General features: G+C 45.6%; 13 protein-coding genes and 1 pseudogene. 3 read left to right on the forward strand and 11 right to left on the reverse strand.

The features are described 5' to 3' along the window. The first annotated feature begins 22 nt into the window (after positions 1-22). Positions 23-1,018, forward strand: coding sequence for a tetratricopeptide repeat protein (locus tag ACO0KW_RS08935; protein WP_423052733.1), 996 nt, complete (start codon positions 23-25; stop codon positions 1,016-1,018). A 99-nt stretch (positions 1,019-1,117) separates the two neighbouring features. Here ACO0KW_RS08935 and ACO0KW_RS08940 read toward each other — a convergent pair whose 3' ends face one another. Then, the gene (locus tag ACO0KW_RS08940; RefSeq protein WP_423052734.1) at positions 1,118-1,444 is read right to left on the reverse strand and encodes a hypothetical protein; all 327 of its coding nucleotides are present in this window, start codon (positions 1,442-1,444) and stop codon (positions 1,118-1,120) included. A gap of 232 nt (positions 1,445-1,676) precedes the next feature. Then, the gene (locus ACO0KW_RS08945) at positions 1,677-2,825 is read right to left on the reverse strand and encodes an ornithine cyclodeaminase (protein ID WP_423052735.1); all 1,149 of its coding nucleotides are present in this window, start codon (positions 2,823-2,825) and stop codon (positions 1,677-1,679) included. A 286-nt stretch (positions 2,826-3,111) separates the two neighbouring features. Here ACO0KW_RS08945 and ACO0KW_RS08950 point away from each other — a divergent pair, with 286 nt between their 5' ends. Continuing rightward, on the forward strand, positions 3,112-3,546 hold the full coding sequence (locus ACO0KW_RS08950) for an Lrp/AsnC family transcriptional regulator (protein WP_423052736.1): 435 nt from the start codon (positions 3,112-3,114) through the stop codon (positions 3,544-3,546). Between the two features lie 666 nt (positions 3,547-4,212). Here ACO0KW_RS08950 and ACO0KW_RS08955 read toward each other — a convergent pair. From ACO0KW_RS08955 to ACO0KW_RS08985, 7 genes and pseudogenes are all read right to left on the reverse strand, one after another. After that, positions 4,213-4,401: pseudogene (locus tag ACO0KW_RS08955) on the reverse strand (hypothetical protein); the annotation flags it as partial. A gap of 92 nt (positions 4,402-4,493) precedes the next feature. Continuing rightward, positions 4,494-8,147, reverse strand: coding sequence for an ATP-binding protein (locus ACO0KW_RS08960; RefSeq protein WP_423052737.1), 3,654 nt, complete (start codon positions 8,145-8,147; stop codon positions 4,494-4,496). Positions 8,148-8,268: 121 nt separating this feature from the next. Next, positions 8,269-9,975 carry a methyl-accepting chemotaxis protein gene (locus ACO0KW_RS08965; RefSeq protein WP_423052738.1) on the reverse strand — a complete coding sequence of 569 codons (1,707 nt, stop codon included), beginning with the start codon at positions 9,973-9,975 and terminating at the stop codon, positions 8,269-8,271. A 66-nt stretch (positions 9,976-10,041) separates the two neighbouring features. After that, complete coding sequence (locus ACO0KW_RS08970; protein ID WP_423052739.1) at positions 10,042-10,551, reverse strand: chemotaxis protein CheW; 510 nt, start codon at positions 10,549-10,551, stop codon at positions 10,042-10,044. Between the two features lie 247 nt (positions 10,552-10,798). Beyond that, on the reverse strand, positions 10,799-11,185 hold the full coding sequence (locus tag ACO0KW_RS08975; RefSeq protein ID WP_423052740.1) for a response regulator transcription factor: 387 nt from the start codon (positions 11,183-11,185) through the stop codon (positions 10,799-10,801). Positions 11,186-11,347: 162 nt separating this feature from the next. Next, positions 11,348-11,971: a response regulator transcription factor gene (locus ACO0KW_RS08980; RefSeq protein ID WP_423052741.1), complete on the reverse strand. Its 624-nt coding sequence runs from the start codon at positions 11,969-11,971 to the stop codon at positions 11,348-11,350. A 12-nt stretch (positions 11,972-11,983) separates the two neighbouring features. Further along, positions 11,984-13,162: a sensor histidine kinase gene (locus ACO0KW_RS08985; protein ID WP_423052742.1), complete on the reverse strand. Its 1,179-nt coding sequence runs from the start codon at positions 13,160-13,162 to the stop codon at positions 11,984-11,986. A 636-nt stretch (positions 13,163-13,798) separates the two neighbouring features. Between ACO0KW_RS08985 and ACO0KW_RS08990 the strand changes: the two genes are divergently transcribed. Next, positions 13,799-14,215, forward strand: coding sequence for a hypothetical protein (locus ACO0KW_RS08990; protein ID WP_423052743.1), 417 nt, complete (start codon positions 13,799-13,801; stop codon positions 14,213-14,215). A 71-nt stretch (positions 14,216-14,286) separates the two neighbouring features. Here the strand turns inward: ACO0KW_RS08990 and ACO0KW_RS08995 are convergent, their stop codons facing one another. Next, entirely contained in the window at positions 14,287-15,078 is a 792-nt protein-coding gene (locus tag ACO0KW_RS08995) for an EAL domain-containing protein (protein ID WP_423052744.1), read from the reverse strand. A gap of 187 nt (positions 15,079-15,265) precedes the next feature. Next, positions 15,266-15,781 (reverse strand): single-stranded DNA-binding protein, encoded by a 516-nt coding sequence (ssb, locus tag ACO0KW_RS09000; RefSeq protein WP_423052745.1) that lies wholly within the window; start codon positions 15,779-15,781, stop codon positions 15,266-15,268. Positions 15,782-15,790: the final 9 nt, after the last annotated feature.

Genomic DNA, 15,790 nt, shown 5'->3' on the forward strand with positions numbered 1-15,790 from the left:
CATTTTCACCGCAGACAGCGCGATGAAAGCATTCATCGAAAAAGAGATCGTCAGCCAACTTCGTTCAACCAGCCATCAACGAGCATTATTTAACGCCCTATATAACAAAGCACAGCTACGTCTCGAATACGACTCTTCATACACCCGAACCGCCAGCGAAGCCTTCGCTGCACGTTCCGGCAATTGCCTGTCATTGGTCATCATGACGGCTGCGTTGGCGAAAGAAATGGGCTTGTCGGTGCAGTATCAAAAGGTATTAGTGAAAGAAGATTGGAGCCGCAGCGGTGAGCTTTATTTCGCTAGTGGGCATGTAAATATTGTGCTGGGGAAGAAACGATTTGATGAGAAAAATCATCTCGATCAAAATTACCAAATGACCATCGATTTTTTACCGCCACAAGATACCGCCAGCCAACATACGATAGACATAGAAGAAAATACTATTATTGCTATGTACATGAATAATCGCGCCGCGGAATCGCTGGTGCGCAATCAAACCGATGAAGCCTATTGGTGGATCAAAGATGCCATCGCGGCCGATCCACAATTTTCTTATGCCTACAACACCCTAGGTGTCATTTATATGCGTCACAAGCAATATCAGGATGCCTACCGGGTATTGGACATAGCACTACGCTTAGACCCAGACAGCTTAGTGGCGGCCTCGAATATGGTACAGACTCTAGAAAGCTTGGGGCGCACTACGGAGGCCAGCTATTTAAAAGAACAATTGCTGAGTAAGCAGCCCTATCCACCATTTCATTTTTTCAATATGGGTGTGAAGGCTATGGAAAAGAATGAATTTCAACAAGCAAAAATGTTATTTCACAAAGAACTGCAACGTGCACCTGATTATCACGAGTTTCATTTCTGGCTCGGATTGGCACACCTACGGCTCGGTGAATTTGAAGCAGCGCAACGAGAACTAGATGTAGCCAAAGCGAACAGCACAACACAAAAAGACTTTGCCTTGTACTCTGCCAAATCAGATCGACTAAACGCTTTGCGACGGCAATAAAAAAGCCCCGTCTTCACATTGACGGAGCTTCTTATCAGCTGTTTTTTAGCTTGCGCGGCTTAAGTTCCGATCCGCATTGCAGCTAAATCTTGACAATATTTATGCTGCTAAGAATACAGGCGCTTTCGCTTGCACCGAATCACGTGCGGACATCGGCAATTCGTTCAAATGTGTCGCGCCGCTCATTAACTCAGCGATACGGTCAGTTAATTCACCTTCCTGTGTCGCCAATTGAAAATGTGCTGGACGTTGTGTTTGTACTATGCCCCAACGTACAATAGGAGAGCGTCCTGAGCCATCTAACAATGCATGGTCACGCAACCATTGTTCAAAGAAACGTGTAGGCATATTGCTATCAATCCAGATCAAATGATCGGATGTCATCAATTTATTGTATGACGGGCGGACTAAAATTTCGTAAATCATTTTTATAACTCCCCTATTTGTCTTTGTCGTTTCATGTGTGACAAAGCTACTGTTAGGAGAAAAAACGCGGCATGCTTTGATCCGGTTGACACAAATACTTACAAATACAAAGTTTTTTAAAGATTTTTCGAATTTTTTTTCGATTTCTCGCAGTTACATCGAAAAAAAACCCGAAAGATTTACCTTTCGGGTTTTTCATTAGCAAAAATTTATTTCTATTATGCAGGCAATTTTAGCCTACATAAGCTGGTGTCGCCCGTGTAGCAACTGCGGGTGCCACGTTTGGAATAGCATTGTCGCCAATAAATCCGAACAAATTCTTAGGATTTTCCATTGCGGGGATCAGCGATAAAGTCTCGCTCATACCCAACTCTATCGCCACATCGCGCATAAAACGCAAGGCAGAATAATCTTCTAAAGCAAAACCAACCGAGTCAAAAATAGTCACTTGATCGGCACTGCTGCGGCCAACGACTTTGCCAGACAAGACGGTCCACAATTCGGTTACCGGAAAATCGGCTGGCATTTGTTGCATGTCGCCTTCAATTCGGGATTGTGGTTCAAATTCACAGAAAACTGGCCCCATACGCAACACATCTGCATGTAGCTCAGTCTTACCTGGGCAATCCCCGCCCACGCCGTTAATATGCATGCCAGGCTCTATCATGTCTGGTGTGATAATCGTCGCATTGGTCTTGTCAGCGGTCACAGTCGTGATGATGTCGACACCTTTAACTGCTTCTTTAGTGCTGTTGAAACGTTTAGTTTGCAAACCCATCTTATGCAAATTGACTTCCAATTTGTCGGTTGCTGCGCTATCTATATCAAACAAATGGAAGGTTTCGACTCCGAGTAAATGATGGAAGGCTAAAGCTTGGAAATCACTTTGCGCACCGTTGCCAATGATCGCCATAGTTTTGCAATTGTCACGGGCCAAGGCGCGTGCTGCGACTGCCGACATGGCGGCAGTACGAATAGCGGTAGTTAAGGTCAATTCACTTACTAATTCTGGCACGCCAGTTTCTACATCCGCTAATACACCGAATGCCATGACTGTTGGCAAATTGAAGCGGTAATTGCTTGGATGGCCATTAACATACTTGAAAGCATAGGATTTTTCGTCTGCGATAGGCATCAATTCAATCACACCTACATCTGAGTGATTCGCGACACGAGCGCATTTATCAAAAGAGTTCCAGCGTAAAAAATCTTGATTAATGTAAGACGCAACACCGGTAATGCAGGCGCCGATACCGCGCTTATTGATGATTTCAGCCACCCGTTCAGCGCTTAAGTATTGTGTGACAGCGCGTCGTGGCGTGATGGTTTGTGTGTGTTCGGATTGGTTTGCTGAATGTGTTGTTGAATGATTGGTACTCATAATAGTCTCCATAATTATTAATCTGACCGCAGGATCTAACCACGGGGTCTGAGAATGAGAACTTGCGTAAAATTTCTACAACCAGCCGAGAAAAACTAAGCACTTTTACCCGAATACAAATAGCAATCGATGGGTAAATCTCGCTGCAACAACTTTGCGTAAGTTCTTAAAAAAGTCTTGATGGGAGTATCTTACGGGATGTCGATGTTAAACAGAATCAGCAAAAATGTACCAAATTCAACAAATTTCTGACAAAATGACAGCATAAATTATCGGAATGCACAAAATGGATGCCTTAGATCAACAACTAATCAGCTTATTACGCACAGATGCCCGCATGAGTATTGCCACCCTGGCACATAAACTCAAAGTTTCGCGTGGCACCATTACCAATCGCATCACCAAGCTTGAAGACGATGGCATTATCGTCGGCTACACCGTGCGTTTACGCCCCGACGCGCAACAAAACGACATTCACGCCTGGATCAGTATTGCAGTAGAGGGTAATGAAACGCGCGCAGTCATCGCGGCGTTGTTGGGTGAGCCCGGCATAGAAGAAATTCATGACACAAATGGTCGCTGGGATTTACTGGCGAGTTTGCGTGCAACTAATTTATCTGAGCTCTCATCGGTGTTAGAAAGAATTCGTTTGATTAAGGCAATACAAAATACAGAAACTAGTATTCACTTACAGACGTATAGAACCTCAAGTAAGTCTTAGCGAGGCATGTTTCATACCGGACAAACATATTTATCCTGTATGTCGATTGATGTCTGCCGATTGATCGTCCAATGCAAAGCTTGTGCAGGCACATCAGGTGATTTTCGGATTGACGGTACTCATGCTTAATGAACGAACTTAATTGATTTTCCAAGTTAACATCCAAACTTGGCAATAGGGAAAGTCGAGCGCCTTCACCGATGTGTCTAACTCAGTTCTCGTGCCTTTTGATAACGAGCTTGCAAGTGCATAGTGAAACGCCTTTCCGCGACATCAGACGCCAACACTTGCAGCAGATTGTGATCGACACTCTGTTCGATAAGTTGTTCCCACAAACTACGCAGCACAGCCGCTTGCGCACCTCGTAAAACCAATGTCAGCGCCTTCTCCTGCAGGCTGGAATTGCTGTCGCTGTCGCGTAAGCAGAACTAACGCCAACAAACTTCCACGAGCACGCATCATAAATCATGATGGCCATAGGATTGTGGTTCTACAAGGTGCCATATTGTGCCTCGCACCTGTGCAAGGCACAATCACGCTGCTCTATTAAAGTGCTCAATTGGTATTGCGATTACGACTGCTCGATAGGCTCTTTAACGCGGGCCAAAATTTCGTGGGGATGAAATGGTTTCAGAATATCATCTGCGCGCCCGACTCAAAATGCGGTCACCCTATCTCGAGGTGATTGAGTGCACTGACAAAAGTGACCGGCAGACCGACGCAATGTGGATTTTTATTCAGTGGACGACAAGCTACAAAATCATCGATATCTGGCATACAGACATCCAGCAATATCACATCAGCCGGCAGACTCGCTATCAAACGCAAAGCGATCGTCGCAGTTGACGCGGTGCGTACTCTCGATCCTGCTTATTCCAAAATATGGCTGAGCAATTGCAGATTAGGTGGGTTGTCATCGACGAAAACAATACTGCCCTGCGCATTCATTATCCACTCCGTGTCACTTGTTCGCACAAGTTGACCAACCGATCAAATCGGTATTCCTGCACAATCATCATCAAACTATCGGCAATTTTCTCACTATGCTGTTGACGAATGAGTCCTATCAAATCCCGTGCTGATTCAAGATCAAGTTGTTCCGAGGCGAGTCGCAGTTGGGCGAGCAGTTGGAGAGGCAAGCCTGAAAGATCGAGTATAGCCTCAGGAATCTGCACCACCGAGGCTTCAGCATATTCATAACGCAAGCCCAGCAATTCGCCCATGATCTCAAACATCGCATCCTGATCAACTGGTTTTCTGAGTAATTGATCGCATCCGGCAGCCAAAATCGCATCCCGATCTTCATCAAATGCGCTCGCAGTCATGGCAACAATTTTGACATCCTCGCCGCCCGGCAATTGACGTATATGTCTGGTCGCTTCATACCCATTCATCACAGGCATGCGCATATCCATCCAGATCAATTGTGGGTGCCAATCGACGAATTCATCAATCGCCTGCAAGCCATTCTCAACCGCATGCGCGTCGACTCCCAATAAGCGCAAAATCTGTCGCACCAATTCGCGGTTATCTTCCTTATCGTCGACGACTAAAATGCGCAGTGACTCTGCACGATGATGAGAATTTTTCGCTAAAGTGATCACCTGTGGTCGTTGAAGATTGGCGCTGGAAACTGGGGGCGACACGGCGATGAGTGGAATGCTTAGGCTAAAACAACTACCTGCCCCCAAATGACTCACCACCGTTAATTCACCATTCATCAAGCGAGCACATTCACGACTGATCACCAAACCCAAACCCGTCCCTTCACCTTGATGTACACCCACTTCAGTTTGATAAAAAGGTTGAAATAGACGGGCTTGATCTTCGTTGGAAATTCCCGGCCCGGTATCACTCACCTCAAATGAAAATTGATCATTGGCCACTCTGACTCGAATAGTGATTTGGCCCTGATCGGTATACTTCACGGCATTACCCAGCAGATTCAAGAGAATTTGCCGTAAATGTTGTTCATCGCCCTTCACATAACGAGGTAAGTAAAGCGCGAAGCTTTCTTCAAACATCAAGCCTTTTTGTGCTGCTTTAAGGCGTATCATGTCGCCAATTTCACGCAACACCTCACGCAGATCGAATACCGTTAATTTACTATCCGAATAGCCAGTTTCTATTCTTGAGATTTCTAACACATCGTTTATCAACACTAATAAATGCTGGCCTGCAGTATTGATTGTCGCCAAATTACGCTTATTCTCTAGCGAAATTCCGGGATCACGTTCGAGCAAACGGGCAAAGCCTAAAATGGCGTTCAAAGGGGTACGCAATTCATGACTCATATTCGCTAAAAAAACACTCTTAGCGCGATTTGCAGCCTCTGCTTCTTCTTTTGCTTTACCTAATTGCTTAGTCCGCACTTCTACCAACTCTTCAAGCCGATGACGATAACCTTCAATTTCGACATCTCGGCGCTTACGATCACTAATATCTTCACCTGCACTCAAGGACCCAATGATCTGTCCCTGCTCATCGCGCAACAACGAAGCGTGCCAGGCGATGTCGCGCAGCTCCCCGCCATTCGTCAAAATCTGGCTTTCGTAGTAGCCTGGATTATCGATAACGCCGGCCATCATGTGCGCGAAATTTGCCATTGCCAATGCCTGCTCGCTTGATGGGGGGACGCAGAGCGCAAACCAATGTTGCCCTAGCATCTGCGATTCATCCCACCCTAATAACTGGCATCCTTTACGATTCACCTGCAAGATTCGGGCATTCACATCTAATACGACGATCATTGCTTCGACTGTATCAAGATATCCTTGCGCACGATCTCGTTCGCGACGCAGATTTTTTTCTTCACGCAAACGTTCCAGTTCGGCACCCGCAGCCGCGGCCACCAATTGCAGCAATGATTTAATTCTTTCCGCGTTGTGCATAGGCTGTTTATTCAGTACCGCAATAATGCCGATAGGATCACCACGCGAATCCCAAAATGGAATGCCCACATAACTCTGCACTTCCATTTCCACTAGCAAATGATCTTCGGGAAATAGTTCTTGAATATTGCTAGCAAAAATACAGGGATCATTGCCAACCACGCGTTCACAAGGCGTTCCTTTTAAATCATAGGAAAAATTCGGTTGCAATGTACCTCGCGCAAACAGGCCCACTGTTTCTGCAGTATGAAGTTCCGTCCCTAATTTATCGATCAATACGTAGTCCGCGTTCAATAGGCGTCCTAAGTAATTTGCCAAAGCAGGTAAAAATTCCATGCCCTGCGCAATCCAGGCGCGTTGCGCAACAAAATTTAGTAAGTCTTCGATATGCTTACGTTCGCTGACATCCATGAAACTCCAGACTCGACCACTGGTTTTTCCATTGATCAACATTGACCTGACGGAGCGCTCAAACACACGTCCATCTTTAAAATAGATCATGTCCGCTGCTTGATTTCCATGGGCTTTGTAAATATCCTCAACACCCTGAAAAAACACCTGCGGCTCTTGCAATTGCTGAACGACGTGAGTGAGCATTAATTTTTCATCTCCCGATGCGATCATCTCTGGAGGTATCTGCCACATCTGCGAAAACCGCAAGTTACTATGAATCGCGGTGCCAAATTCACTGGTGACTAAAATACCATTCTCCGTGGCCTCCAAGGTATTTTGCAGAATCGATAAATCACGTTCTCTACTATCCCAGCCTAATTTCAATTGACGCAGGGCAGTCCAAGTCAATATGGCGAAGATACCCATGATAGACACACTCAAGATCAGTTCGCGATACCAAACCAAAAGTATCTCGTCCGTGTTCATGCCTACCCCCAGCCAATACGGCCAATCAGGTAATAGGCGCGCCGCCCACAATCGCTTTTTACCATCGACTTTCGCGATCGCTACAAAATTGCGGACAGGTCCCCCTTGGTCAAGCTCTGCAATAACATCCGGTGTCGCAATCTTCACGCCAATAGGTACGGAATATTGGACTGTAGAGAAATGGGCGAGGCGCAAATAACTCTTCGCAGTGATCAAATCTATCGAGGCGTTTCTGCCTAAATTAACACCCCCAAATAATTTAGAAAAATGTTCTAGCTGTATGCTGGCGAACACAACGCCCGCAAATTTCCCTTGCTTATCACGATAAGCACGCGCAAAGATAACGACGTCCTTGTTTGTAACACGACCTTTGACAGGATCGGTGCGTAACAGACCCAGCTCAGGATTTGCTTTTAATTGTTGGAAATAGTCACGATCGGAAATGTTGTAGTTCAATGAACCACTGGGATAGCCTGCTAAGGTGTCACTCTTACCATCGACATTTGAATATCCTAAGCGGCTGAATGAGATCGTTTTTTTAGATAAATCTTGGATCAAGCTTCCCATGGATGATGTCAATTCGTGTTGACTACCTTGGTTTGATTCTAAGGCATGCACCAACGATACCAGGGATAAATCTACCTGATTCAAAATGCCAGTCACACTCGATTCGAGTGTTGCGGCAGTATTATTGGCTTGCGCACGCGCATCCTCAAAATGCTGCTGATAGCTGACTAAGAGCATTACCACCAAGACGACTGCAAACAAACCATTCGCCAACCAAAAAAATCGATATAAACTCGTTTTGGGAGCCAGTTTTGTTTTGCTCATCTGCTCATCTCTCTAATGAATTAACGCTGCCTATAGTGGCCCAGCGTATTCATCACAGGCGACTAGGTTGGCGAATCTCATGCCACCTGGTTTCTGGTTAGTGAATGACGTTGGCTGCCAGTTAAAACTCTTCCCAGTCATTGTCTTGACGGCTTACCTGATTGCGCTCAGTGGCAATGCGAGATGAAGTTTGCTGCGTCAAGGTTTTTTGAGCTGGTTTAGCCTTCGCTGGACTCCTTTGCTCTCGAGCCAGTTGCGGTCTTCCTACCATACCCGATTGCGCGCCATGTGCCAACTTAAACACTGCGACAGTCGCTGCCAAGTTCGCTGCCTGATCTTGCATACTTGCCGAAGCCGCCGCCGCTTCTTCAACCAGGGCAGCATTTTGCTGGGTTACCTCGTCCATTTGCGTAATCGCGATATTCACTTGTTCAATGCCGGAACTTTGCTCAGCACTCGCAGCAGCGATTTCACTCATGATATCGGCCACCTGTTTGACCGCAGTGACGATTTGATCCATGGTCTGGCCTGTTTCATCGACCAGACGTCCACCAGCATCAACTTTTTCCACCGAATCACCGATTAATTCTTTGATCTCTTTGGCGGCTGCTGCGGAACGCTGAGCCAAGCTACGCACTTCCGACGCGACCACCGCGAAACCGCGCCCTTGTTCACCAGCGCGCGCTGCCTCTACCGCAGCATTTAAGGCAAGAATATTGGTTTGAAACGCAATGCCATCAATCACGCCGATGATGTCGACAATCTTACGGGAGCTTTCCTTAATTGATCCCATAGTATCGACAACTTGTGCCACGACTCGCCCACCTTTCACAGCATAATCAGACGCCGATACCACCATTTGATTGGCTTGTTTTGCGTTGTCGGCGTTCTGTCTCACTGTGCTGGTAAGTTCTTCCATCGACGATGCCGTTTCTTCTAAACTGGCAGCTTGCTCCTCAGTGCGTGAGGATAAATCCAAATTACCCGCAGCAATTTCACTGGATGCAGTGGCGATGGTATCAGTACTGATACGCACTTCTGATACCGTCTGCACCAGGCTACGATTCATGTCTTTCAGCGCTTCTAATAATTGACCGGTTTCATTGCTCGATTCAACCTCGATAGCTTGCGTTAAATCGCCAGCAGCAATTCCTTGGGCAATGCCCACAGCGTACGTCAACGGGCCGGAGATACCACGTACCAACCATACACCCACAGAGACGCCTGCAGCCAAACCCAGCAAAATCATCGCAATAGAAAACATACGGACTTTGTTGTAGTTGGCTTGCGATTCTGTGTATTCTTTCTTTCCTTCATTCAATTGCAGGCTAATTAATTCAGTCAATGAAACACGTATATCTTGATATGCGGCTTCCATTTTTCCGTGCAATAGCTCAGTGGCCAAAGGCATGTTCTGTGCACGTATTGCCGCTTGCGCTTTATTCAATCCTTGCTCGACAAAAATCTTCCGGGCATCGGCAAAGCGTGCCGCAATCCTCTTTTCATCTGGCGTCAAAAAAGTCGCCATATATTCGTCCCAGACCTTCGTAATTTCCGCTTTATTTTTATCCACCTCGGCCATCTCACTTTCTACCTTGGCCGTGTCACCTGTGAGTGCAGAAGCAATAGCCAACTGATTGCGATTGATGCCGCGAATGACACTATCAAGTTGGCCGACCGCGATTAGCCTGTCTTCATATACCGTTCTCAATGATTCATTTACACCAGCCAAGCTAGACAAGCCCAAGCCACCGATCAAAATCATCAGCAAAGACAGCAAACCAATCACGAAAATTAAGCGTGACTTGATCATAGTATTTTTTAACATAGTGTTCCCCTTATCGCGATTCTCTTTTTATACTGACAGCAGTGTTTTTCGATAGAGGCAGGAGCATTACGCTGCAGCCTGCGTTAGTAGACCAATCTCATTACTTGACATCATCCTGTCAATATCGACCAAAATTATCATGCGTTCATCAATCGTACCAAGTCCAATTAAGTAGTCAGCATCTACTGCTGTGCCCATTTCAGGAGCCGGCTTCACCTCTTCAGGACCAAAATTAATCACATCAGAAACACTATCGACCACCATGCCAACGGTGCGGCCCCGGATGTTCAAAATAATGACGACGGTAAGCTCGTTATAAGTCACCTCATCGAATCCCAACTTAATCCGCATATCCATAATTGGTACGATGATGCCACGCAAATTAACTACCCCTTTGAGGAAAGCGGGCGCATTCGCAATATGAGTTACTTTTTCATATTCACGCAGTTCCTGTACTTGCAATAAGTCCAAGCCATATTCTTCCAGGCCTAAAGTAAACGCCAAAAATTGCCGCACTTCTTTTTGCGTGCCAAGATCCCTTTTCTGCGCTGATGCTTCATTGATAAGTTCAGACATGATTAATCTCCAGCAACTGAATACATAAGGTCACTGTAGACAATGTGCGTGGATTTGTAACTTGCACCTTGGTGCTATATAGATTGCTCACCATTACTCGTTTTTACGTGTAGAAAAAAGGGAATACTCTGGTGTAGAAAACAAGCCTGTACGATGTTAGTAATTGTAAAATTGAACACAGCTCATACTGGATTCGGCGCTGTTCCACCAACAGGAAAGCAGGAAGAGTACTGAGCTCACCCATTGTTCAGGTTAGTAAATTATTGAGTAAAGTGCGCAAAGTATGCGAGTCAACAGGTTTATGCAAATACGCGGCACATCGGTCGTCAAACGCTTCACCTATTGTCGCAAGATCATCGCGACCAGAGATAAAAATCACGGGCAAAATAGCGGCATCAGGTTTTTTTGATTTTGTATTACGCAAACGTTTTTGCAAGGCCAAGCCGGACATTCCATCCAGATTTATATCGAGCACCAGACAGGCAACTGCGCTGATATCACCCCGGAGTAGAAACTCCTCGGCAGAAGCATACATTTCGGTTTGATATCCAAACGCACGCACTAATCTGGCGAGTGCTTTCAACAGACTCAAATCATTATCAACAATGGCAACGATGGGTTTAGCACTTGGCATCGGATTTCCCTGCTAGGGCTACATACCCCAGTGAGAAAACTATAACGTGTAGTGCGTAGCTTGTAACTTGTACTTTGGTGCTATGTTTTAAATTTGCCGCTTGGGCCGCTTGGGCCGCTTAGCCTGCTTAGGCTGCTTAGGCTGCTTAGGCTGCTTAAGCACTTATGAAGTCTTATCAAGCAATCCCAACTCAGTTGCCATCAGCACGAGTTCGGCCAAGGAATTGGCGCACATTTTTTCCATCACACTGTGACGGTGCGCTTTGACAGTACGTTCCGCATTACCTAATTGATAGGCAATTTGTTTGTTCAGCAGCCCCAGAATAAGTAGATCAAAAACTTCTTTTTCCCGTACAGTAAGGGATCCTAGTCGTCGCTTAAGCTCTTGTTGACGATGATGCTGTAGATCATCAATCTGAAACTGATCAAACGCATGTGCAATGGCATTGAGCAAGGCGTCTTTTTGCACTGGCTTCGTTAAAAAATCTTCAGCACCATTTTTGATCGCCTGCACGCTCAACGCAATACTACCCTCACCCGTCAAATAAATGAGTGGCATACGATTCGCCTGCATACGCAGTTGTGCATGTAATTCCATACCATTAATTCCAGGCAAATTCATATCGAGCAAAATACATCCAGATTCCAGTGTCGCTAATTGCGTCAAAAAATCGTTCGCCGTCCCATACACTAGGGTTCTATAGCCAGCCGCACCTAGCAATCGAGATAAGGCCTTGCTTAGGAAAGCATCGTCTTCAATAATATGTACTAATGCTTTTTCGCTCATCACACTTATGATCTATTCTTGTAGAGGAAGTTTAAAGAAAACAACAGCACCGCCATCGTCTTTATCTTGCACGGAAATGTGGCCCTGATGTACATGAATCAAGCTAGCGCAAATTGGTAATCCCATCCCCATACCGTGTTCCTTCGTGGTAAAAAAAGATTCACATGCTTGATCCAGATGCTCGCCAAAGCCAGGTCCATTATCTTCTACCCGAACTTCCGCGTAAGCGATATGACTGATCGTACTGATGCGAATGCAGCGTTGTGGGGCGGGCATCGCCATTAAAGCATCCATACTATTGATCACCAAATTGACTAATACCTGCTGAATTTGAATCCTGTCAATATTCACTGAGAGACACGAATCATACAAACACATTTCCAACTGAATGCCACGTTGCTTTGCTTCAGTGTTGAGGTACTGAGATACTTCTCGCACTACATTATTCAGATCATGCAAGGCAATTTCACTCTCGCCCTTATTCAATAAAGTCCGCATCCCCATCACGATTTGCGAAGCACGCAGATCATCGCGCCGAATGTCCGCCAAGATCTCCTTAATTTCTTGCAATGGCGGTGGCTCTTGCTCAAGAAACAATTCTGCTGCTTCAGCATTGCTCAAAATAGCGGCCAACGGTTGACGCAAATCGTGTGCGATCGCAGACGAAAAAATCGACGAGGTAATGCTACGATTTAAATGGGCAATCTGATTCAAACGTTCACTCGACTCGCGTTCAACCACAGCCAATGCTTTAGCTTTCGCTTCGACCAATTCGTTCAAATGTTCGTTTTGATAGGCAAGCTCTTTTTGCAACTGGTGGATTTGAAAATGTGTATGCACTCGTGCCAAGACCTCTTCTTCCTGAAAAGGTTTCGAGACAAAATCGACTCCGCCTACCTGAAAGCCACGCAATTTATCCTGCACATCTTGCAAGGCGCTAATGAAAATGATTGGGATCGCCGCAGTCGCAGGATTAGCTTTTAAAATTTCACAGGTTTCGTAGCCATCTAATCCCGCCATTCTGACGTCTAATAGAATCAAATCTGGGCGCGACGACTCAATCGCGCGTAATGCAATTTCACCCGACAGGGCTGGCCGCACTTTATAGCCAGCATGCGACAAAATGCGATGCAAAATCTGCAGGTTATTCGGATTATCGTCGACGATTAAAAGATTGCCAGTTGCATCCATAGTCAAATGAAATGAAGAAATCGTACGCCTGTGACTGTCACTTCAAAAAAATTGCCCAGAGGACATTAAATCGCATTTAACGTGTAAAGAGAAACACTTTTGATGCAATTTACAACACATCAAAAAATTTAACTTTATTCGAACATTTATAAAATGACCATGCGGAAATTGGTGAAGTGCTGCATTTCGATTTTCTTACCTCACTTAGTTTCCGAAAACGCTATGCCATAAAACAATGCGGCCGCGTATGCCAAACCAAAACTCAATAGCTTCAACCATTCTAAGAAAAATTTGAAATGAGCAAATGCAGTAAATCTTTACACGTTAATGTAAGTCCGGTCTTTACACCTTCCTGCATTTTTAGAATCTCACTAGCGTCACCATGTATCGAGGCACTCAGCGAATTGACTTTTTCTCAGCATCGCCCATGCCATTCCTCATGGTCTTGACATGATCACGCTAAAGTATGAACCAGAATTGGTCGATATATGAAATAGCGTTTTGGCGGATAAATAGCTGTATCGACTGAAATATTCGTCGATGTTGAAATACAGGCATGTTTGTTGCTACATACTCGATCTTTAACACTGAGCAGCCTTAGTCGCTCTCAGGCATATACTGAACTCAGGATGTCACGTGAATTTCTTGAAAAAATTATTTAGTTCGAGTACGTCTACTGATGAAAAATCATCAATCAAGCGTACGCCTGAAATCCAAGCGGCGATGGACAGAATCGAGGCACGTAAGCAAAGAGAGCTTAAGGAAAGCGCTGAAAAGCAGCGACGCGAACGCCTATTAAAAAATCACAGTCCGACCGCGCGCCAAGTGGTATCCAATCCTGTATCCGCTGCAGAGGAGCTACGTCGCCTTGAAAAAAGAGCAGAACAAGCGCACAACGATAAATTGCAGGCAGACAGCGGGATCATGGCAAATAGCAAAATGGATTTATGGCTCAATACCATCACGCCAGAAGATCCCCCCGATACGATTGCGCCGCAAATGCGCATACCTGACACAGTGTTCAATGTGAAGACCAATAAATTTGAACAATAGTAGAAATGTTTAGCAGTGCCAAATAAGTTGACTTGACGCTGTTATGCCGCGGATTAAGATTAACAACGGATCTATTCCCAGGCAGCAGTTGGAATGACACCCAGTCCTTGAAACACTGGCTTGCAAAACCAATATCCCTGCATCAAACTAATCCCGATTGAGGAGAGGAAATCTCGCTCCTCACGAGTTTCAATGCCTTCCGCTAAGACCTTAATCTGCAATTCTAGGCAGATCGAAGCAATGCCTTTGACGATCGCTTGGCGCGCATGTTGTGTATCAATTCCTCGCACCAAATCCATGTCGATTTTTATAATGTCTGGCTGATACTCGGACAAAAGATTTAGACCAGCGTAGCCGGCGCCAAAGTCATCTATCGCGGTCTTAAAACCAAAATCGTGATACTGCCGAAAAATATTCACCAAGTGAGGACGATCTTGCACTCGCTCACCTTCGGTGACTTCAAATATGATTCGCTCAATTGGAAATTGATGCTCGCGCGCGGCTTCAAATGTTGTTTGGATGCAGACTTCCGGTTTGTAAACTGCGTTGGGTAAAAAATTAATCGACAAGAATTCTTTCATCCCCAAGCGAGCTGCACCTTGTACCGCTTTTACCCGGCATAACTGATCAAAGCGATAACGATTATTGTCGTTTACCTGTGCCAAAATACTCGCCGCGCCCTCACCGTTTAGCCCCCTGACAAGAGCTTCATGCGCAAAAATTGTTCTGGATGCAAAGTCGACAATCGGTTGATAGGCAAAATCAAATTCGAGTTCAAAGGCACTATCATTTCGACAACCAACACAAGCACCGCCGGCAATTGCATCACCACTTTCCGAAAAAATTGGAACAATTGAAGACATTTGAAATTTCCTTTACGCACTGTACATAAGCTGAAAAGCACTCTCTATTACTTTACCACTATATTGTGAAGTTGCCTTATGGAACTGATGAATCGCTTGGTAATGACACATCCTACATCGATAATAAAAAACCCAGTAGCACAGAAGTGCGACTGGGTTTTTTATTGACACCTAAAGTGCAATGGCTTTAGAACGGAATATCGTCATCCATATCCGAGAAATTCGGTGCTGGACGCTGAGCAGGAGCTTGACGTGGTTGTTGAACTGGCGCGCTGTAGGCTTGTTGTTGCTGCTGCTGTGGGCGCTGTGCTGGAGCACCGCCGCCGTAGCCATCATCATCCATAGGAGCACCGCCGCCGCCCATGCCTTGACGACTGCCTAGCATTTTCATTTCATCGGCGCGGATATCGGTTGCGTATTTTTCTACGCCGTCTTTATCGGTGTACTTACGTGTACGTAAGCTGCCTTCGATGTAAACCTGCGAACCTTTTTTCAGGTATTGACCGGCGATTTCTGCCAGCTTGCCAAAGAAAGTCACGCGATGCCATTCAGTCGCTTCTTTCTTTTCACCGGTTTGCTTGTCTTTCCACGATTCTGTGGTTGCTACTGCAATGGTGGTCATTGCATCGCCACTTGGCATGTAGCGTGTTTCTGGATCACGTCCCAGATTGCCAATAATCAGCACTTTATTTAGTGATGCCATATATAAGTC

The sequence above is a fragment of the Undibacterium sp. Ji22W genome, assembly GCF_049340305.1.
GTDB lineage: Bacteria > Pseudomonadota > Gammaproteobacteria > Burkholderiales > Burkholderiaceae_D > Undibacterium.